Origin of the sequence: Sphingobacterium sp. SGL-16 (genome assembly GCF_011043515.1) — a bacterium.
GTDB lineage: Bacteria > Bacteroidota > Bacteroidia > Sphingobacteriales > Sphingobacteriaceae > Sphingobacterium > Sphingobacterium litopenaei.
The window spans coordinates 18,921-38,441 of record NZ_JAAKGQ010000003.1 but is presented as its reverse complement, the minus strand read 5'-3'; the positions used below and the strand labels follow the sequence as shown (position 1 = coordinate 38,441).

The 19,521-nt window shown below is 36.1% G+C and carries 20 protein-coding genes; 12 read left to right on the top strand and 8 right to left on the bottom strand.

Annotated features, from left to right (window positions below; translation table 11 throughout):
• Positions 1–8: 8 nt before the first annotated feature.
• Both G5B32_RS01960 and G5B32_RS01955 read left to right on the top strand, forming a co-directional pair.
• Positions 9–1,190 (top strand): MFS transporter, encoded by a 1,182-nt coding sequence (locus G5B32_RS01960; protein WP_165289873.1) that lies wholly within the window; start codon positions 9–11, stop codon positions 1,188–1,190.
• 12 nt (positions 1,191–1,202) lie between these two features.
• Entirely contained in the window at positions 1,203–2,477 is a 1,275-nt protein-coding gene (locus G5B32_RS01955) for an AI-2E family transporter (protein WP_165289872.1), read from the top strand.
• Positions 2,478–2,593: 116 nt separating this feature from the next.
• Here the strand turns inward: G5B32_RS01955 and G5B32_RS01950 are convergent, their stop codons facing one another.
• Together G5B32_RS01950 and G5B32_RS01945 are read right to left on the bottom strand one after the other, a co-directional pair.
• Entirely contained in the window at positions 2,594–3,019 is a 426-nt protein-coding gene (locus tag G5B32_RS01950; RefSeq protein ID WP_165289871.1) for a 2'-5' RNA ligase family protein, read from the bottom strand.
• Positions 3,020–3,043: 24 nt separating this feature from the next.
• Positions 3,044–5,983 carry a DNA polymerase III subunit alpha gene (locus tag G5B32_RS01945; protein ID WP_165289870.1) on the bottom strand — a complete coding sequence of 980 codons (2,940 nt, stop codon included), beginning with the start codon at positions 5,981–5,983 and terminating at the stop codon, positions 3,044–3,046.
• Between the two features lie 103 nt (positions 5,984–6,086).
• On the opposite strand from G5B32_RS01945, the gene G5B32_RS01940 reads away from it, so the two are divergent.
• Together G5B32_RS01940 and G5B32_RS01935 are read left to right on the top strand one after the other, a co-directional pair.
• On the top strand, positions 6,087–6,743 hold the full coding sequence (locus G5B32_RS01940; RefSeq protein WP_165289869.1) for a TatD family hydrolase: 657 nt from the start codon (positions 6,087–6,089) through the stop codon (positions 6,741–6,743).
• On the top strand, positions 6,740–7,471 hold the full coding sequence (locus G5B32_RS01935) for a ThiF family adenylyltransferase (protein WP_165289868.1): 732 nt from the start codon (positions 6,740–6,742) through the stop codon (positions 7,469–7,471). The genes G5B32_RS01940 and G5B32_RS01935 overlap by 4 nt, the downstream gene beginning before the upstream one ends.
• 64 nt (positions 7,472–7,535) lie before the next feature.
• Here the strand turns inward: G5B32_RS01935 and G5B32_RS01930 are convergent, their stop codons facing one another.
• Positions 7,536–7,982 carry a hypothetical protein gene (locus G5B32_RS01930; protein WP_165289867.1) on the bottom strand — a complete coding sequence of 149 codons (447 nt, stop codon included), beginning with the start codon at positions 7,980–7,982 and terminating at the stop codon, positions 7,536–7,538.
• 228 nt (positions 7,983–8,210) lie between these two features.
• Here G5B32_RS01930 and G5B32_RS01925 point away from each other — a divergent pair, with 228 nt between their 5' ends.
• The 3 genes from G5B32_RS01925 to G5B32_RS01915 all read left to right on the top strand — a co-directional run bounded on the left by G5B32_RS01925 (position 8,211) and on the right by G5B32_RS01915 (position 9,301).
• The gene (locus G5B32_RS01925; protein WP_165289866.1) at positions 8,211–8,501 is read left to right on the top strand and encodes a DUF4342 domain-containing protein; all 291 of its coding nucleotides are present in this window, start codon (positions 8,211–8,213) and stop codon (positions 8,499–8,501) included.
• 12 nt (positions 8,502–8,513) lie between these two features.
• Complete coding sequence (locus G5B32_RS17590) at positions 8,514–8,714, top strand: YqaE/Pmp3 family membrane protein (protein ID WP_394354865.1); 201 nt, start codon at positions 8,514–8,516, stop codon at positions 8,712–8,714.
• An 86-nt stretch (positions 8,715–8,800) separates the two neighbouring features.
• Complete coding sequence (locus G5B32_RS01915) at positions 8,801–9,301, top strand: flavodoxin family protein (protein WP_165289865.1); 501 nt, start codon at positions 8,801–8,803, stop codon at positions 9,299–9,301.
• A 35-nt stretch (positions 9,302–9,336) separates the two neighbouring features.
• On the opposite strand, the gene glmM is transcribed toward G5B32_RS01915, so the two are convergent.
• Entirely contained in the window at positions 9,337–10,722 is a 1,386-nt protein-coding gene (glmM, locus tag G5B32_RS01910; RefSeq protein WP_165289864.1) for a phosphoglucosamine mutase, read from the bottom strand.
• A gap of 187 nt (positions 10,723–10,909) precedes the next feature.
• On the opposite strand from glmM, the gene G5B32_RS01905 reads away from it, so the two are divergent.
• The 5 genes from G5B32_RS01905 (at position 10,910) to G5B32_RS01885 (ending at position 15,166) form a co-directional block, all read left to right on the top strand.
• On the top strand, positions 10,910–11,503 hold the full coding sequence (locus tag G5B32_RS01905; RefSeq protein WP_165289863.1) for a phosphatase PAP2 family protein: 594 nt from the start codon (positions 10,910–10,912) through the stop codon (positions 11,501–11,503).
• A gap of 3 nt (positions 11,504–11,506) precedes the next feature.
• Positions 11,507–12,358, top strand: coding sequence for a ZIP family metal transporter (locus tag G5B32_RS01900; RefSeq protein ID WP_165289862.1), 852 nt, complete (start codon positions 11,507–11,509; stop codon positions 12,356–12,358).
• Between the two features lie 176 nt (positions 12,359–12,534).
• Positions 12,535–12,774, top strand: a complete 240-nt coding sequence (locus G5B32_RS01895) for a ferrous iron transport protein A (RefSeq protein ID WP_165289861.1) — start codon at positions 12,535–12,537, stop codon at positions 12,772–12,774.
• A complete protein-coding gene (gene feoB, locus G5B32_RS01890) occupies positions 12,774–14,876 on the top strand; it encodes a ferrous iron transport protein B (RefSeq protein WP_165289860.1) in 2,103 nt (700 codons plus the stop codon). Before G5B32_RS01895 ends, feoB begins: the two co-directional genes overlap by 1 nt.
• A gap of 134 nt (positions 14,877–15,010) precedes the next feature.
• A complete protein-coding gene (locus tag G5B32_RS01885) occupies positions 15,011–15,166 on the top strand; it encodes a FeoB-associated Cys-rich membrane protein (protein WP_165289859.1) in 156 nt (51 codons plus the stop codon).
• 46 nt (positions 15,167–15,212) lie between these two features.
• On the opposite strand, the gene G5B32_RS01880 is transcribed toward G5B32_RS01885, so the two are convergent.
• The 4 genes from G5B32_RS01880 to G5B32_RS01865 form a co-directional block, all read right to left on the bottom strand.
• Complete coding sequence (locus G5B32_RS01880; protein ID WP_317166068.1) at positions 15,213–16,070, bottom strand: IS3 family transposase; 858 nt, start codon at positions 16,068–16,070, stop codon at positions 15,213–15,215.
• A 2-nt stretch (positions 16,071–16,072) separates the two neighbouring features.
• Positions 16,073–16,609, bottom strand: a complete 537-nt coding sequence (locus G5B32_RS01875) for a helix-turn-helix domain-containing protein (RefSeq protein ID WP_165289858.1) — start codon at positions 16,607–16,609, stop codon at positions 16,073–16,075.
• Positions 16,610–16,699: 90 nt separating this feature from the next.
• Positions 16,700–17,281: a YceI family protein gene (locus tag G5B32_RS01870; protein WP_165289857.1), complete on the bottom strand. Its 582-nt coding sequence runs from the start codon at positions 17,279–17,281 to the stop codon at positions 16,700–16,702.
• Between the two features lie 14 nt (positions 17,282–17,295).
• The gene (locus G5B32_RS01865; protein ID WP_240898975.1) at positions 17,296–19,428 is read right to left on the bottom strand and encodes a S9 family peptidase; all 2,133 of its coding nucleotides are present in this window, start codon (positions 19,426–19,428) and stop codon (positions 17,296–17,298) included.
• Positions 19,429–19,521 lie beyond the last annotated feature (93 nt).

Sequence of the window (19,521 nt, the reverse complement as noted above, 5' to 3'; positions counted from 1 at the left end):
CTCTTTCTATGGATTCCGAACAAAACCGATCAATCTATACACTCCTTTTCTTTTTATTGTGCGCAAGTACTTTGCTTTTTTCAGCAAGTTTTAATATGATTATTCCCGAATTACCAAACTACCTATCTTCCTTAGGTGGTGCGGAACATAAAGGATTAATTATTTCCTTATTCACGTTGACTGCAGGAATATCTCGACCTTTTAGCGGAAAATTAACCGATCAATGGGGACGTGTACCTGTTATGGCAATAGGCTCCATTGTGTGTGTGATCTGTGGTTTCCTCTACCCTATTTTGAGCAGTTTATCGGGATTTTTTCTTCTGAGATTGGTTCATGGTTTCTCTACAGGTTTCAAACCTACGGCTACTTCCGCTTATATAGCAGATATTATTCCTTCGAACCGATGGGGAGAAGCTTTGGGGATGCACGGGTTGTGCTATAGTATTGGTAGTGCTGTAGGACCTGCCTTAGGAGGCTTTGTAGCGCAAACGTATGGAATCAATGCAATGTTTTACTTCTCCTCGCTATTTGCTTTTCTTTCTATCATTATTGTTTTCAATATGAAAGAAACTCTGAAAACCAAACGACCGTTCCATACTTCCATGCTAAGCATCTCCAAAAAAGATATTCTGGAAGTTCGGGTATTGCCAGCTGCTATTGTGATGCTTTTATGCTACAGTGCTTCTGGGGTAATCCTGACGTTGATACCAGATTGGAGCGAAAACCTTGGTGTACTCAATAAAGGATTATTTTTCACAGTATATACTGTTGCTTCTGTAGCTATCCGATTGTTATCACGAAAGGCAGCGGATCAATATGGGCGCATCATTATGATGCGAATTGGTATTGTTATAATGGCTCTTTCCTTGTTTGTATTGGGTTTTGGTAAAAGCGTTAATTACCTTATTCTTGGCGCAAGTATTTTTGGAATCGGAAGTGGTATTTTGTCGCCTGCACTGAATGCTTGGACAATTGATTTGTCAGAACCATCGCATAGAGGTAGAGCGATGGCTACAATGTACATAGCTTTGGAAGCAGGCATCGGATTTGGCGCATTATTTGCAGGTTATATTTACCAAGATATAATGAATAGAGTGCCGCAAATCTTCTACGCGAATGCCATTGTAGTATTTATAGCTTTACTGTATATTTATTATTGGGAAAAAACTAAAAAATCACAGCACTATTAACCCATATAAATTATGGATTCACCATCTTCTAAAAAACCGTATTCCATCAATTTGGCTTCGAGCCTCTTTGCTTTGGTATTAATATTGGCACTCATGTATGTGTCACAAAGCTTATTGATTCCTATCTTATTTGCCACGCTTATTTCCATTTCGCTGTTTCCTTTAGCTCGACTTTTCGAGAAATTAAGGTTAGGAAAAGCATTCGCAGCAATCTTAGCTGTTACGGTTGCCATAGCTATTATTTCTGGAATTATTTGGTTTATTGTACACCAAAGTATCATTATCGGTAAAGATGCTTCTTCTATAACCGGGAAGGTACTATCGGTATTAGAACAAGGACAAACTTGGTTACAAGAGAAATTTGGAATAGAAAGAAATCAAGTTATGGACAAATTGCGTGAACAAGGCAACAAGTCCATGGAAAACGTAGGAGGATTAATCACATCGACATTTGGTTCTCTTGGTAATACACTAGCGAATGCCATCTTGGTACCTTTGTACTGTTTCTTTATGCTGTACTATCGTGATTTCTTCCGCGAATTTTTCTTTAAAGCGTTTAAATCTACACCGCAACGTAAAGTCAACGAAGTTTTGAACAAAATATACGAAGTTGTTCAAAGTTATTTGGTTGGTTTAATCACCGTAATGGGGATTGTAGCAGTCTTAAACACCGCTGGTTTGATGCTTATGGGAATTGAGTATGCTTGGTTCTTCGGCTCTCTTGCTTCTCTATTAATGCTACTACCTTATATAGGTATTGCGATTGGCTCCATCTTACCTGCATTATTTGCTTTGGCGGTGAAAGATAGTGCTTGGTACGCTGTAGGTGTAATAGCTTGGTTTCAGGTCGTACAATTTCTAGAGGGAAATATCATTACGCCAAATATTGTGGGCAGCAAAGTCAGTATCAATCCTTTGATGGCAATTGTCGGTATTTTAATTGGTGGCATGTTATTTGGTTTGGCAGGTTTAATTATAGCCTTACCTTTTATAGCGACACTGAAAGTTCTTTTTGATGCAATTCCTTCAATGGAAGCTTTCGGTTTCTTAATTGGTGAACCTGAAAAAGAACATTTGAAACGCAACTCGACTCAAGAACTCTTAATGAAATGGGGTATTGTACGCATGCCGAAAAATAAAAAGAAAATTGAGGTCGATGTCCAAATAGAAACGCCTGATGGTGAAAAGCCTGAAGCTACTATGACTTATAAAGAAATCAATGAAAGTGAAGTCAATCCCTATGAGGATTTGAAACAAGATGACGAGAATAAACAAGAGAAGGAATAGCGGATGCTATTCCTTCTCTGCTTTTAAAACCGAATAAATTCCTTCAAATCATACTGCTTACGTATAGGATTAAATTCCCGAATCATTACGCCATCACAAATAAAAGAATTCGTATATTAAGTAAAAGTTCTTTTAGCTACTTCCAATTGTTCTTCATTTAATCTTCTCCCAATGGATAAATGGGGAGTTGTGCAGGTATAAGCTTCTGGGATGATTTCTTTTACTTTGGTTCCTACAGCTTTTAATAATTCTTGCAAATAAAGACTAGAGTCTTCATCTGGCCTAATGTAGAAAGCTCCTCCTTTGAAAGCGTCAAAAGAATCTAAAATAATAAATCGTATAGTCCAGGTCGCCACTAACTTCGATACTTCCTTTTTTACTTTATAAAGCTGTATTTCATCAGCCCAAAACTCACAAATCGTAAAATGCGCCAATGCATTGACACTGCTATACCAACCTATTAGAGATTTTAAACCTTGTTTGATTTTCTTAATTTCATCCAACAACTCAGCAGGATGAACTACTATAGAATACTTTTTCATTTTTGATATATTTATTTTTTAATTTCACCTATTCTTAGTTCCAAACTTATACCCTAACTTGCGCATACTGGATACATCGATGCTATACACACCAAATTCTTCCAGCACTTGACCGTGTATTTCATAAAAACCAGCGCCTAAAAAAGGATATTGTTTATACACTGGTGGAAAATGAACGGTATCCAGCCAATCGCCTTCTGCATCCAAGAAAGTTCCGAAACACATTCGTTCCCTTTTTATCGTCCAAGTTTCTTTTAACGTCACAAACCGTCCAACGATTTTTACCTGTTGTCCTAAATATTGTGGTAAATCTTTGGCTTTTATAACGCCTTGCAAATATTTTTCTTCCAGCAGTTCAAAAAAATCGCCCACTACAAATCCCAATAAATCCAATTCGTCCTTCAAATCTTCCAAACGATCTTCTTCGAAAGTTGGTAACGAAAAATGTGGTTCATCTGTAGAAAATAAACTGACTGGAATTTCCTTTTCTACACGCTTACTTTTGAAATTTGCTTCCCAAAGCAATGTTTTCTTATCCAAACCTGTAAACCGCAACGCGCCTATTCGAATCAATAAGTTTAACTGTTCGGAAGAAGGGTGCAAACGTTGGAAAACATCATGTAAGTCGCGATACGGACCATGTTGTTTTCGTTCCGCAATAATTTGATGTGCAAAACGTTCTTCCAAACCTTGCAAATGAATAAAACCCACATAGACTTTATTGCCTTGAATATTCGTTAGATAATCGCTGTTATTGAGGCAAGGCAACTGAATATCGCCACCATTGCGACGCAACTCATGAAAGTAAAATTCCGTACGATAGAAACCGCCAAAATTGTTGATTACTGCAACATAGAATTCCTGCGGATAATAGGTTTTGAGAAAAAGACTTTGGTAGCTTTCTACCGCAAACGAAGCCGAGTGCCCTTTCGCAAAAGAATACCCACCAAAACTTTCCATCTGACGCCACACTTCTGATGTGACAGATTCTTCGTAACCAAATGCACGACAGTTTGCAAAGAACTTTTGTCGTAGAATTTCAAACTTATTTTCCGAACGATATTTTCCACTCATCGCCCGACGCAAGATATCCGCTTCATCCAATGAAATACCTCCAAAATGATGCGCTACCTTGATTACATCTTCTTGATACACCATTACACCATAAGTTTCTTCAAGCAATTCTTTCATTTTAGGATGCAGATAAACAACTTTATCCTTATCAAGATAACGCTCAATATATTGCTTCATCATACCAGATTGCGCCACACCTGGACGAATGATCGAACTCGCTGCTACCAAAGTCAAGTAATCCGAACATTTCAATTTTCCCAAAAGCTGACGCATAGCTGGGCTTTCTATATAAAAACAGCCAATAGTGTCTGCTTCACGTATCTTTTTTGCCAATTTAGGATCATTAAAAAAGCCTTCGACCTGATGAATATCAATGTGCTTTCCTCGATTCTTGGCAATCAATTCCAACGCATCTTTGATATGTCCCAATCCACGCTGGCTCAGAATATCAAATTTATATAGCCCTATCCTATCGGCTTCAAACATATCCATATGTGCTGTCACAAAACCTTTTGGAGGTAATTCGGTCACCGCATATTGATTTAAAGGTTTTTCACTTATAAGCACCCCTCCTGCATGTACCGAAATATTTGTCGGAAAATTGATCAGCAACTCGCCATATTTCTTTATCCAGCGTTGAAATTTATCTTCTGCATTCCATTCCCTAGCACTTACCAACCGATCAATTTCTTCTTTGGGAAGACCAAAAACTTTTCCCAATTCCCGAATAATAGCTCGTCGCTGAAGGGTATTATACATGCCCAATAACGACACATACTGTCGACCATAGCGCATAAACATATATTCAAAAATGGCATCACGATCCTGCCAACTGAAATCAATATCAAAATCGGGTGGCGAAGTACGATTAGGATTCAAAAAACGTTCGAAATATAAATCCAGTTTAATCGGGTCTACATCCGTAATTCGCAAACAATACGCTACGACAGAATTTGCCCCGCTCCCTCGTCCCACATGATAAAATCCACGCTCATTCGCATAGCGTAAAATATCCCAAACTATCAGAAAGTAAGCATTAAATCCCAAATCAGCAATCATTTTCAGCTCTTTCTCTACGCGTTCTAGTGCGACTTTGTTTCGTAGCCCATAACGTACTTTACATCCCTCCATTGCTAATTTGCGCAGCAAGGCTGAATCATCTTCCGCAGAAGTGGTGAAATATTTCCGATTCTTATCCGTATGAAATTCCATTTCGATGGAACAAGTATTAATGACTTCCATCGTCTTGGAAATAACGGATGGAAAACGTGCAAAAGCCCTCACCAACTCTTGTTCTTCCAACAGAATTTCTCCATCGCCTGCATAATCAGATTTACTCAATTTGGACAGCAAAGTATTCTTTGCTATTGCACGCAGAATCCGATGTACATCATAATGCGTTTTGTCCTGATACGTCACTGGATGCAAAATCACAAATTTGTCCAATCCCAAATGCAACTGCCAAGTCAGATTATTTAGATGCGGAATATCCAAGCCAATCAGTTCATTCGGACCAAAGTGCTGTTGTAAAATATGTTCTTCATAACGATAAATCACCCACACGTCGTGCACAGTAAAACTTGGCTTAGCAGGAAAAGGAATTTGCTTTTGTTTATGGTTAGACAAGAAAGTATGTATCGCCAAAAGCCCTGCATTATTCTTGGCTAACAGCACATAACAAAAGTTATCTTCATTGCGCACTTCAGTGCCAATAATTGGTTTAATACCTTCCTTTTGGCATTTATCCACAAAATCCCAGCAATCCGCCGTCGAATTAATATTCGTCAGCGCCAAAGATTTAATACCTAAATCTTTAGCGTGCGCTATCAATTTCTTAGGCTCATACGTGCCATAATGAAAACTAAACCAAGTCTTGCAATTCAAAAACATAGTACAAAACTAGGTATTCAAAACCTTGTTTTGCTAACATTTTTAGTAAAATATTTCAACATTATTTTCACAACCACTATATTTCTTTTAGTAAATTGCAGGTATGTTGCCCTACATAGACATTCATAACCATCGATTTCAAGAAGCTCCAAACAGCTTTCAATTGCTGAATTGTATCAGTGGTAAAGAGAATTTTCCAGAGATACCTTGTTCGGTGGGAATACATCCTTGGTATGTGCTTGAAGATGTCAATGCGCAGTATGAAACGCTAAAATTGCAGGCTTCTAAAGAAAATGCTTTGGCCATTGGCGAATGCGGATTGGACAAGCTCACAGAAACCAATTGGCAATTACAAATCGAAATTTTTGAAAAGCAAATTCAATTGGCAAATGAATTGCAAAAGCCATTGATTATCCACAGTGTAAAAGCTTATCAGGAAGTGTTTGCGACGCTTAGAGAACAAAAAGTTACGGTTCCCGTTATTTTTCATGGATTTAATAAAAAAGCGGAATTAGGAAATTATATACTGCTGCAAGGCTATTACATTAGCTTTGGCACTTCTATCCTCCAAGGAAATCAGGATGATTTTATTCAATCCGTAGATTTAGAAAAAATTTTCTTCGAAACGGATGATAAATCTACCAATGTAGTAGATATTTATTCTTATTTTTGCAGCGTTCGAAAAATCAGAATGTCTGCATTGCAAGAACAAATCATTCAAAATTTTAAGAAAATATTTAGATACACTATAGTAGAATGAAAGATTTATCTTGGTTATCAAGAACAGAAGCTTTAATCGGCCGTGAGGCTTTAGAAAAATTAGCAAATTCGCATGTATTGGTGTTAGGATTGGGTGGTGTAGGATCATTTGCTGCAGAATTCATCGCACGAGCAGGTGTAGGAAAAATGACTATTATCGATGGCGATACCGTAGATCCATCAAACCGCAACAGACAACTTCCTGCTTTGGCAACTAATCACGGCGTAGCAAAAGCGCAAATTATGAAGCAACGTCTGTTGGATATCAATCCAGAATTGGATTTGACAGTATATGAAGAATTTGTAATTCCTGACCGTGTGGAAGCCTTGATTGCTGAAAAACCAGATTATATTGTAGAAGCTATTGATAGTATCACACCAAAATTATTCTTGATTCGTCAAGCTTATGCGGCAAATATTCCTTTCGTGAGCTCAATGGGGGCTGGTGGTAAAGTAGATCCTACAAAAATCAGAATTGCCGACATCAGCGATACGTACAACTGCAAATTAGCACAACATATTCGCAAAAAACTACGTAAACACGATATTCGTAAAGGTGTAAAAGTCGCTTTCTCTACAGAATTACCTGACAAAGCCTCTTTATTGTACACAGATGGAAGTAACTACAAAAAATCTGCTTATGGTACAATGTCGTATTTGCCTGCTGCTTTTGGTGGTGCAATTGCTTCGGTTGCCATTCGAGATTTAATTGATATGAAAACAGTATAACAAATAAGAGCGAGACAAAATCTCGCTCTTATTATTTTAGATTATAAACTCAAAATATATTAGCTTATGCAGCAGTAGCTGCTGCCATTCTTTTATAAGAATTATACAGTAAAAAAGCGGACAAGAAATATATAAATTCCAAATTTTCTGTAGAAGCAAAGTTTACGGTAAACTCATTTTTCTCTATAAAAATTTCTCTTCCCAGCTCATCTGTCAACTTCCATTTAGTACCCCAGAAATTTTTAGGTCCCCAATAATATTTTTTACCGTTTAAATCTATTTTTGCCTTAGAAGACCATATAGAATATATAACTTCTCCTATTAAATTATTATTATCATCCCTAATCTCTGTACGAGATGAGAAATTTCCCTTATTTAAGAAAGTATAGTTTTTGTCCAATAAATATCCTTTCGCATGTATTCCCCAGAAACCCGATTTCTCTACTTTTCCGATTACATGATTATCTCTTAACAATTCAATGTGGTTGTTCCAGAAATTTCGCTTTAGCATGTACAGCATTGTCCTATCCTCCTAATATAATGTTAATTACTTCTTTTTTACTTATCATAAATTTACCAAAAAGACTGCTGAAACCGTAAATCTTAACCGAGTCAAAACAGCCATTCACCGAGTAACGTACCGAGTTCACCTAATTCACATTATCAAAAGATAAATCATCGTCTACATTTGAAACATAATCAGAAAGATAATTGTTAGAAACATATAAATTTTAATATTATGGCATACAAAGAAACTTTTAATATTTCGGGTGAAAACTTACTTAAGAAAGTAAAAGACCTTTTCAAAGAAGCTAACGTCACTAAAATCACTATAGCCGACAAAAACGAAAAAGAAATTATCAGCTTTCCAGTTTCTATAGGTATTGTAGGTGTATTTTTAGCTCCAATTTTTGCTGCTGTTGGTGCGATTGCAGCTATCGTTGCTGAATGTAAAATCATTGTTGAGCGTAAAGACGATGAGCCTAAAGCTGAAGAAACTGTAGCTCAAGAAGAAAATCCTTTAGTTTAATTTTCGCCCAGCATGATGATACTTATAGCCGTTTTATTTCCGTGGTTATCCTTCTTTTTGAGAGGAAGAATCTTAATAGGAATACTATGCGTAATCCTTCAATGTACATTAATTGGATGGTTGCCAGCAGCCATTTGGGCAGTTGCAGCTTATCTTGACGCGAGAAATAAAAAGAGATTACAAAGATATTATCAGCAAGCACACTTTGTTTAGTTTACATGTTTAATTATTCTATTAAAAGCCCTATCAAAATTTTGATAGGGCTTTTGTTGTTTTACTTTAATGAGTATTTTAGTATAATGGCAGTTAAAAAACTCGAATCTGCAGTTGTATTCGGAAGCTCCAACAATCAAGGAAATACTTACAATATTGCTCACTCAATTGCTGATAAACTAAAAATTAAACTCTATAATTTAGCAGTCTATAACATATCAAATTTCGATTATACGCATCAAAATAAAAGCGATGATTTCTTTCCATTAATTACGAAACTGATTGAAAATTATGGTACTATTATTTTTGTCACACCAGTCTACTGGTATGCGATGAGTGCTATGATGAAAACTTTTTTCGATAGAATATCTGATCTTTTAACAATTGAGACGGTATTGGGAAGAAAGTTGAGAGGTAAGAGTGTAATTTTTGTTACTTCATCCATAGTCAATCACTTGGACGATGACTTTTGGATTCCTATAAAAGCCACGTGTAATTATTTAGGCATGAACTTCTCCTTGAGAATGCACTGCATAGAAAATAATATTTCAGCAGATCAACTAAATAAAATTGCGGAGAATATATAAAAATAAAGCCTTCCAAATTTGGAAGGCTTTACATGTTATTTCGAAATAATTTCTTGCATTTCGTTCATTATTTTCTGCGCTATTGCTTCGGCAGCTTCAGGTGTTGGACCTTCTGAATAAATACGAATAATAGGTTCTGTATTTGACTTACGTAAGTGAACCCATTCGTTTTCGAAGTCAATTTTTAAGCCATCTATAGTTGTATGATTTTCGTGTGCATATTTCTTTTGCATCGCATCCAACAAACCATCAATATCCAAATCAGGAGTCAATGTGATTTTGTTTTTAGACATATAATACTGCGGCAATTCAGCACGGTATTCGGACATTTTCTTACCCAATTTTGCTAAGTGCGATAATAAGATAGCCACGCCAACCAAAGCATCACGACCATAGTGCGAAGCTGGATAGATAACACCTCCATTACCTTCACCACCAATAACGGCATCAACTTCTTTCATCTTAGTAACGACATTAACCTCGCCTACTGCGGCTGCAAAATAATCGCCACCATGTTTCAACGTTACATCACGCAATGCACGAGTTGATGAAAGGTTAGAAACTGTATTACCTTTTTGTTTTGAAAGAATATAATCCGCTACCGCAACTAACGTGTATTCCTCACCGAACAACTCACCATCTTCCATCATAAACACTAAACGGTCTACATCGGGGTCAACAGCAATACCCAAATCCGCACCATTTTCCAATACAGCAGCAGATAAATCCGTCAAGTGCTCTTTTAATGGCTCAGGATTGTGCGGAAATTTACCGTTTGGTTCGCAGTGAATTTTGTAAATGGTTTGAACGCCCAATGCTTCCAATAATGCTGGGATAAAAATACCACCTGTACTATTTACCGCATCTACCGCAACTTTAAAGTTTGCATTTTTTATAGCTTCTACATCTACATATTCTAATGCTATTACGGCATCAATATGTTTTTGTAAATATGATTCATCGTTTATTACCTGACCTAAATCTTGTACTTCTGCAAAATCAAAATCCAGGCTTTCTCCTAACGCCAAAACTTCTTTCCCTTCAATATCAGAGATAAACTCACCTTTTTCATTTAACAATTTTAAGGCATTCCATTGACCAGGATTGTGTGAAGCTGTTAAAATAATACCACCAGCCGCTTTTTCCAAAGGAACAGCAATCTCTACGGTAGGAGTTGTAGACAATCCCAAGTTGATAACTTCAGCACCGATACTTTGCAAAGTACCTACTACTAAATTACTTACCATCTCTCCCGATTCACGCGCATCGCGACCTACTACAATTTTTTTATTACCTGATTTGCCTATAAGAATTTTTCCGAAAGCAGCTGTAAACTTAACGATATCTATAGGTGTAAGACCTTCTGAAGCTCGTCCCCCAATAGTACCACGTATTCCAGAAATGGATTTTATTAAAGTCATATTTTTCTTTCAAGTTTATGAGCTGTAAAAATAAGACAATCTAAAAAAAAGACAAGTTATTATTCCAAAATAATCTCAAAAAGACTACCTTTGTTGCAACTTTGTGTATTTTGCAGATTAATACTATTTCACTTTGATGGAAAATAATGTATTTTTAGCATTCAATACATAAACCACAATCAAATATATGTTACAACAAATGATCGAATTAGATAAGGAAATTTTCTTGGCTATCAACCAAGGAATGAGCAATCCTGTATTTGATTGGCTACTGCCGATTTTAAGAAACCCTTACACGTGGGCTCCATTATATTTATTCTTGATTATCTTTTTCATTAAGCATTATGGCAAATTAGGGATAATTATAGTGGCTTGTACCCTATTGAATTTTGGAATTTCGGATGCTGTTTCGTCACATCTCATCAAAAAGAATATAAAAAGAGTACGTCCATGTAATGACATTGAGTTCAAACATGACGTAAATGTACGTGTACGCTGCGGAACCGGTTATAGTTTTACCAGTTCACATGCCACGAATCATTTTGCAATGGCTTTCTTTTGGATTGTATTGTTCCGTCGCAAATGGCGTCATACCCTATGGTTATGTATCCTTTGGGCGGCAGCTATTTCCTTTTCACAAATCTATGTAGGTGTACACTATCCTTTCGACGTACTTTGCGGATCCATATTGGGAATACTCATTGGATTAACGACAGGCTATTTGTTTAATCGCTTTGTTCCCTCTTTCGTAGAAGAAAAACAGAATTTAACGACACAATAATATATGAGTCCTTTTCTTATTGTTGCTATACTTTTCATATCTGCTTCGATCGCAGGATTGGCAGTATTTTTTGTAAAACGCGACAACACAAATTACTTAAAGCTGATACTGTCATTTAGTGGAGCTTACTTATTTGCTATTACGGTATTGCATCTAATTCCTCATGCTTATACAGAAGGAAATACAAGTCCTGAAGTAATTGGTCTTTACATCTTGGGCGGTTTTATATTCCAATTGTTATTAGAACAATTTTCGCAAGGAATTGAGCATGGACATATACACCACCATGAAGCAGGTTTTCCGTTAGGCATTATGATAAGTTTATGTCTGCACGCCTTCCTAGAAGGGATGCCTTTGGTATCAGGTCATCAATCCCAATTGGTTTTTGGTATTGCAGTGCACCACATTCCTGCAGCATTTGCCTTAGGAAGTTTATTGCTGAACACTAGACTATCTAAAAATGCAATCATTGTCTTGTTGTTAGTTTTTGCTTCGATGACACCACTAGGATTCTTAACGAGTAATGTGTTGAGCGATGGAGAGGTGAGCAATTTATCCCAACATTTTGATAAAATCATGGCTGTGGTTATTGGTATATTTTTACATATCTCCACTACGATTTTATTTGAATCGGGATCTGCCGACCATCATCATTTCAACAAAAAGAAGATGGCAGCTGTATTTTTAGGTATAGCTTTATCCTTGACCACATTCTTGTTCCCTGCTCACGACCATAGTCACGGAGGACATCAACACGGCACTGAAGAACATGATCTCCATGAACACAATCATGAACATCACGACCACAATCACGAAGGACATGATCATAATAATCACGAAGACCATAATCATTAAACAATATAAATAAAAGTCCAGATCTCAAAAGATTTGGACTTTTGCTTTCTATTTGATTTATTTTTAATCATTCTAAATAACTAACAAAGATTTGACAATAACTCTGCCTAGCTCTATGGCTATTTTGAGTATATTTGACCATTCAAATCAGTTAATTCTTGTTTAAAATAACAATAATGCAAAATAAAGTATCGCTTGACAAACTTGATAAAGGTGATGAAGCCGTAATTGATTCTTTCATCAATGATTCACTTCCTGCTAAGTTTTATGAATTAGGCTTTGCACCTGGATCTGCCATTACGATAAAGCATAAAGCGCCATTTAATGGTCCTATATGCATCAATATCAAACACGATGATTCATTAATTGCCATCCGTAAATCCGAAGCGGCTTTAATTTTAGCAACGAAAATATAATGAAGAAAAAGACTATAGCTTTATTGGGTAATCCGAATGTAGGTAAGACATCTCTTTTTAATCGAATCACCAAACTCAATCAAAAAGTAGGTAATTACCCTGGTATCACTGTTGAAAAAAGAGAAGGTACCATCAAAGCTAATAACAATGAATATCATATTATCGACCTTCCAGGTACATATACACTTTTCCCAAATTCATTGGATGAAGAGGTTGTATTAAATATCTTATTGAATAAGAATGGGAAGGAATATCCAGAACTTGTAGTAGTTGTGTCTGACCCAAGTACGATCAACCGTGGTATAATTATCTATCAACAGGTTCGTGAAATTGGTTTACCTGCTATTTTCGTCATTAATATGGAAGACGAAATTGCAGATAAAGGTTTGGAGATAGATTACGAAAAACTACAAGCTTATCTTAAAACTACTATTTATCGTACCAATGCACGCACGGGAAAAGGTGTAGATGCACTAATCAAAGGATTTGAAACCCAAGTAGGACCATATTTTGGATCTTTGGAATTGCCTACGCAATATGCTGAAGCACTATCAGCGGCTAAAAAATTATTTCCTTTAGATACAGAATATAAGACGTGGATGCATTTGGCATTGGATAATCAAAATATTCTTCCGGTGGAAACGTGTAAAGAATTACAGGCTATCCGCGCTAATCACCAAATTTCCACCCAACAATTGCAAAAAGAAGAAGCAATTCTTCGTCACGATAAGATACAAAGAGATTTAGCTGCTATTGTAACTAAATCTGTAAACAAAAAGCTTTCTTTTACTGAGAAAATAGACAATATCCTTATTCATCCGATATTAGGTTATATTATTTTCTTTGGCATTTTATTATTAATCTTCCAAGCTATCTATGCTTGGTCGGGACCTTTAATGGATGCTGTAGATGGATTATTCGCATCATTAGGTGAATATGTAGCGGGTAACTTCCCAGAAGGTCCATTAAATGACTTATTGGTCAACGGAATCATAGCGGGTATTGGTGGTATCGTGATTTTCTTGCCTCAGATTATTATTCTATTTCTTTTTATCGCTTTGATGGAAGAAACAGGTTATATGAGCCGTGTAGTCTTCTTGATGGACCGTTGGTTAAAACCTTTTGGTTTAAATGGCAAATCCGTAATTCCATTAATGTCTGGTGCGGCATGTGCTATTCCAGCCGTGATGTCGGCGCGTAATATCGAAAATCCAAAAGAACGCCTTTTAACCATGCTGGTAACTCCTTTTATGACTTGTTCTGCTAGGTTGCCAATTTACATTGTGATTATTGGCTTGGTCATTCCAGACACTGAATTCTTAGGATTTAATCTTCAAGGAATCACACTATTTGGAATGTATTTATTGGGGATTATCGGGGCTTTGCTTTCGGCTTTGATATTAAACAAAATTATAAAATCTGTACGTAATTCCTTCTTAATATTCGAATTACCTACATATAAAAAACCAGATTTAAAAAATGTCTTAAATACCGTTTGGGAGAAATCTTTAGGTTTCCTAGTGGGTGCTGGTAAGATTATTTTGGCTATCTCCATTATTCTTTGGGTATTGGGTAATTTCGGTCCAAATGACCGTTTTTCAGAACCAGAAAAATACATCGCAACAGAAAAACCTCACCTTTCGGATGAAGAAATTCAATTAGAAGTTTCAGCATACAAAACAGAATATTCTTATTTGGGTTATTTAGGTAGAGGAATTGAGCCTGTAATCAGACCTTTGGGTTATGATTGGAAAATAGGAATCGGATTATTAGCTTCTTTTGCAGCTCGTGAGGTATTCGTCGGAACTGTAGCTGTGGTGTATTCTTTGGGAGAAGATGTCGATATTGAGGATGATGCACAAAAAGCTACTTTGTTTGAACGCATGAAATCCGAAATCAACAGAAATACCGGATTACCTACATATAATTTTGCGACGGGTATATCGTTATTATTATTTTACGCATTTGCAATGCAATGTATGGCTACCATTGGGGTCGTGAGAAAAGAAACTGGCTCATGGAAATGGACAATCATTCAAGCTGGTTTTATGACAGGATTAGCCTATGTTGCTGCTTTAATTGCATATCAACTTTTAAAATAAAGTGATTTACATTAATCGTCATTTCGACCGAAAGGGAGAAATCTAAACAATGAGATTTCTCATTCCGTTTTACTACATTCGAAATGACGTTTTATTCTAACATTTGATTATCAAATCATACAAAGTAAAAAATTATGTCACTAACACTTCAATACATCATTATCGTGGTAATATTTATTATTGCTGTAGTGTCTGTCATTCGAAAATTTATCCCTTCTAAATCCAAACCGCAAGGAGGCTGTGGCAAAGGTTGTGGATGTGAATTAGATAAAAGTTCTAAAACTATATAATAGAAAAGGCTGCAAATTTGGACTGACCCCAAAAAGTTGGACGAATTTACGCAATGTTTTTGATATGATGAGCTCGGTATTCGACCGGGCTCATTCCATTTAAATTAATTCGTATTCGTTCGTTATTATAGTACTTTATATATTCTCTAATTTCTTTAGCTAATTCTAGTATAGAAGTATATTTCTTCAGATAGTACAATTCTGATTTTAATACGCCAAAGAAATTTTCTATAATAGCATTGTCTAGACAATTACCTTTTCTAGACATGCTTTGGATAATGTTGTTATCTTTTAATTTGTCTTGGTACTTTTGTAACCTATATTGCCATCCTTGATCGGAGTGAAAGATAGTTTTCATATATTCTTTGTTGTCCTTTTTCCTTCTTTTAAACGCCCTATTAAGCATGTCTAGAATCTGCGCATAGTTAGGTGAGGTTGATATATTATAACTAATAATCTCCCCATTAAATAAATCCATAATAGGCGAAAGGTATAATTTGTTTCCAGCTACCTTAAATTCTGTTACATCTGTCACCCATTTCTCATGCGGATTTTCAGCTTTAAAATTTCTTTGCAGAATATTTTCAGTCGCTTTGCCTACCTCTCCTTTGTAAGACTTATATTTCTTAACGCGTATTATACTTTTAAGATGTAGCCTACTCATTATCTTAGCTACGGTTTTATAGTTAACGGCTTTATCCAATTTCTTTCTCAGGGTTAAAGTTATCCGTCTATAGCCATATAACCCCTTTTGCTTCTGGTAAACCATTTTAACATCCTTCACTAATTCAGGGTGTTTATCCAAAAAACAAATACTCTTTGTATGATAATAATAACTACTACGAGCTAGCCCAGCCAAGTGTAGTAAGTGTTCCAGTTTGTGTTTGCGCCTCAGCTCCGTAATGATTACGGCTTTTTCTTTTTGACTTGCTTGCTTTGAGCCAAGGCTTCCAACTTTTTTAGATAATCCAGTTCAGCGCGTAAGTATTCATTCTCTATTCTTAACTTTTCTACTTCACTCATAGAAGGTTTAATTCCTGGAATAGTTGTTTTCTTGATCATCTTATTGCTTGTAGTAGTTTTATTGGGTCGACCTCGAGTATCTTGTAAACCTGAAGCTCCGTTACTTTGAAATTTATTCTTCCATGTTAATAAAACAGATGGATTGGAGATTCGGTACTTAACACTGGTCTCCATCAAAGATAAATCACTCTGCTGATATTCTTGAATGATAAAGATTTTTTCCTCTATAGTGAAGGACTTTTGCGCTACGCCTCGCAAACCTTGTTCACCATAATATTCATAAAGTTTAAGCCAAAATTGTAAATTGGACTTACGTAAACCCTCGCGTTTGGAAAGCCCATCAATACTATATTTTCCCTGCTGGATAAGTGTTACTAGACGTAATTTAAAATCGAAATTGTACTTCTGTATTTTACTCATAAAAATGCCCCAAATAAGTGTCTAACTTTTTGGGGCATGTCTAATTTGCAGCCTTTTCTATTATGAATTATTGATCTTATTCAAGAAGTTTTATTTGTTCTCTGCAACTAAAGTAATATCCAATACAAAATCATCTTCGATAGCACCATCGCCTAATCCTGAGAAAATACTCCCCGAGCGATATTTTACGTCAAATAACGTACGGTTTACTTTTACTCCTGTTGCTTTGGCAACAACTACATCTTTGCCATATGTGATTTCCGCTGGAAAAGACAAATCTTTAGTAATACCTTTAATTGTCATTTTGCCCGAAACTTGTGCAGTAGTTTTTTCTGTCTTCACAGAAGTAATAACAAAAGTCCCTGTAGGAAATTTCTCGACATCAAAGAAATCTTCGTTTTTTAAGTGAGCTACTAATCGAGAAGGAGCTTTTTCAGAATTAATGCTCTTCGCATCCATGACGATTTCACCAGATTTTAATTGCTTATTTGAAAATACCAAAGAACCTTTTGACACCAGAATAGTACCTTCTGTATTTCCACCAACAATCTTCTTACCAGCCCATTTCACCAAAGACTTAGTCGGGTTAACGACAAAAGTTTCTGATTTCTGCGCATAAGCGGCTAAATTAAAAAGAATAAAAAAAGCGAATAAAACGCGTGTTTTCAACATATATAAAATTTAAATTATTTAGTAATCCCTTCTAGTTTCAAAATAAATGCCCATTCCAAAGCTTGGTCTTTCAGATAATCAAAACGACCAGATGCTCCTCCATGACCGAAGTCCATATCGGTTTTTAACAACAACAAGTTATTTCCTTTCTTCGTTGCACGCAATTTTGCCACCCATTTTGCAGGTTCGAAATACTGCACTTGACTATCGTGAAGTCCTGTCGTCACTAACATATTTGGATATTCTTTCGCCTCGATATTTTCATATGGTGAATAGGATTTCATATAGAAGTAAGCTTCTTTATTATTTGGATTCCCCCATTCATCGTATTCATTTGTAGTCAAAGGAATAGTTTCATCCAACATCGTATTCACGACATCCACAAAAGGAACTGCTGCGATAACACCATTCCAAAGATCAGGAGCCATATTAACAACAGCACCCATCAACAAACCTCCTGCACTTCCACCTTCCGCATACAAATGACCTTTAGATGTGTATTTGTTTTCAATTAAATATTTACCACAGTCAATGAAATCGGTAAACGTATTGATTTTTTTCATCATCTTACCATCTTCGTACCATTGACGTCCCATCTCCTCACCTCCACGAATATGCGCTATTGCGTAGATAAATCCTCTATCCAATAATGATAAGCGAATCGAACTAAATGTTGGATCCATGGAAGCACCATACGAGCCGTATGCATATAAGAACAATGGCGCAGAACCATCTTTCTTTGTACCCTTCTTGTACACCAATGAAATTGGGACTTTAGTACCATCTGTTGCTGTCGCAAAAGTACGTTCGGTCACATATTCTTCTGGATTGTATCCACCCAAAACCTCTTGTTGTTTCAATAAGGTTTTTTCCTTCGTTTTCATATTGTAATCAAAAGTAGAGGATGGTGTTACCATAGAAGTATAACCATAACGCACTACATCGGTATCATATTCGGCATTAACACTTGGATAAACAGTAAAAGCTGCTTCACCAAAATCCAAATCATGTACTGAATTATCTTTTAGATTACGAACAGAAAGATTTGTTAAACCATTTTTACGTTCAGAAACAACCAAAAATTCTTTGAACTCATTGATATCTTCAATTAACACATCATTGCGATGCGGAATAAAATCTTTCCAATTTTCTTTGGTAGTTTTATCCAAAGGTGTTTCTACAATCTTAAAGTTTTTCGCACCATCCGCATTAGTACGGATTAAGAACCTATCTGCTAATGGAGTCACAGAATAAAGCACTTCTTTCAAACGTGGTTGGAAAACTTTAAAATCACCATTCGGATTATCCGCTGCTAAATAACGTATTTCGGAGCTAAGTGTATTCTGCGATTGTATAAAAATATATTTACCATCTTTGGATTTTCCTACGCCAATATAATTCGTATTATCCTTTTCATCATACACCACGACGTCCTGCGATGCATCTGTTCCTAAAGTATGACGTTTTATTTTTTCGGATAAGAGCGTTACAGGATTTTTAGAAGTATAAAAAATAGTTTTATTATCGGCAGCCCATGTAGCACCACCACTTGTACGCTCTATCCTATCTTTATAAATCTCTCCTGTCTCCAGGTTCTTGATATGCAAGACATATTCCCTTCTCGAAACTTCGTCCACACCATAAGCCAACAACTTGTTGTTTGGACTTACCGAAGAACCGCCAATAGCATAATATGGCTTTCCTTCGGCCATTTTATCCACATCCAACAATATCTCTTCTGGTGCATCTAATGAACCTTTCTTACGGCAAACTTTATAATATTGTTTACCTTCTTCAGTACGATTATAATAGTAGTATCCATTATAGAAATAAGGTACAGACTCATCTTTTTCTTTGATGCGACCTTTCATTTCTTCAAAAAGTTTTTGTTGAAAATCCTCCGTACCCGCCATTACCTGCTTGGTATACTCATTTTCAGCTTCCAGATACTTCACTACATTCGCTGAATCTGGACCTTTCTTAAAAAAGTCATTCAACCAATAGTAATTATCTACTACAGTATCTCCATGAATTATACGATTATGCGGTTTAATATCCGCTACAGGCGCCTGGGCTTCAGGCCAAGTGACAGGTGTTTTTTCAGCTTTTTGTGAACAAGACGCTACTGCCATACTTAAAATAATCATCCAGTTGTTTTTTGAGGCTAACATAGTAAAATATATTTTAATAAATATACTTTATATTCCGCTTCCCTCATTTGAAAATGAGTAACTTTTTAA

What these genes read in the sequence shown, in the direction of transcription:
- G5B32_RS01960 (WP_165289873.1), top strand. Translation starts at nt 9, where the DNA reads ATGGATTCCGAACAAAACCGATCAATCTATACACTCCTTTTCTTTTTA.
- G5B32_RS01955 (WP_165289872.1), top strand. Translation starts at nt 1,203, where the DNA reads ATGGATTCACCATCTTCTAAAAAACCGTATTCCATCAATTTGGCTTCG.
- G5B32_RS01950 (WP_165289871.1), bottom strand. Translation starts at nt 3,019, where the DNA reads ATGAAAAAGTATTCTATAGTAGTTCATCCTGCTGAGTTGTTGGATGAA.
- G5B32_RS01945 (WP_165289870.1), bottom strand. Translation starts at nt 5,983, where the DNA reads ATGTTTTTGAATTGCAAGACTTGGTTTAGTTTTCATTATGGCACGTAT.
- G5B32_RS01940 (WP_165289869.1), top strand. Translation starts at nt 6,087, where the DNA reads ATGTTGCCCTACATAGACATTCATAACCATCGATTTCAAGAAGCTCCA.
- G5B32_RS01935 (WP_165289868.1), top strand. Translation starts at nt 6,740, where the DNA reads ATGAAAGATTTATCTTGGTTATCAAGAACAGAAGCTTTAATCGGCCGT.
- G5B32_RS01930 (WP_165289867.1), bottom strand. Translation starts at nt 7,982, where the DNA reads ATGCTAAAGCGAAATTTCTGGAACAACCACATTGAATTGTTAAGAGAT.
- G5B32_RS01925 (WP_165289866.1), top strand. Translation starts at nt 8,211, where the DNA reads ATGGCATACAAAGAAACTTTTAATATTTCGGGTGAAAACTTACTTAAG.
- G5B32_RS17590 (WP_394354865.1), top strand. Translation starts at nt 8,514, where the DNA reads ATGATGATACTTATAGCCGTTTTATTTCCGTGGTTATCCTTCTTTTTG.
- G5B32_RS01915 (WP_165289865.1), top strand. Translation starts at nt 8,801, where the DNA reads ATGGCAGTTAAAAAACTCGAATCTGCAGTTGTATTCGGAAGCTCCAAC.
- glmM (WP_165289864.1), bottom strand. Translation starts at nt 10,722, where the DNA reads ATGACTTTAATAAAATCCATTTCTGGAATACGTGGTACTATTGGGGGA.
- G5B32_RS01905 (WP_165289863.1), top strand. Translation starts at nt 10,910, where the DNA reads ATGTTACAACAAATGATCGAATTAGATAAGGAAATTTTCTTGGCTATC.
- G5B32_RS01900 (WP_165289862.1), top strand. Translation starts at nt 11,507, where the DNA reads ATGAGTCCTTTTCTTATTGTTGCTATACTTTTCATATCTGCTTCGATC.
- G5B32_RS01895 (WP_165289861.1), top strand. Translation starts at nt 12,535, where the DNA reads ATGCAAAATAAAGTATCGCTTGACAAACTTGATAAAGGTGATGAAGCC.
- feoB (WP_165289860.1), top strand. Translation starts at nt 12,774, where the DNA reads ATGAAGAAAAAGACTATAGCTTTATTGGGTAATCCGAATGTAGGTAAG.
- G5B32_RS01885 (WP_165289859.1), top strand. Translation starts at nt 15,011, where the DNA reads ATGTCACTAACACTTCAATACATCATTATCGTGGTAATATTTATTATT.
- G5B32_RS01875 (WP_165289858.1), bottom strand. Translation starts at nt 16,609, where the DNA reads ATGAGTAAAATACAGAAGTACAATTTCGATTTTAAATTACGTCTAGTA.
- G5B32_RS01870 (WP_165289857.1), bottom strand. Translation starts at nt 17,281, where the DNA reads ATGTTGAAAACACGCGTTTTATTCGCTTTTTTTATTCTTTTTAATTTA.
- G5B32_RS01865 (WP_240898975.1), bottom strand. Translation starts at nt 19,428, where the DNA reads ATGATTATTTTAAGTATGGCAGTAGCGTCTTGTTCACAAAAAGCTGAA.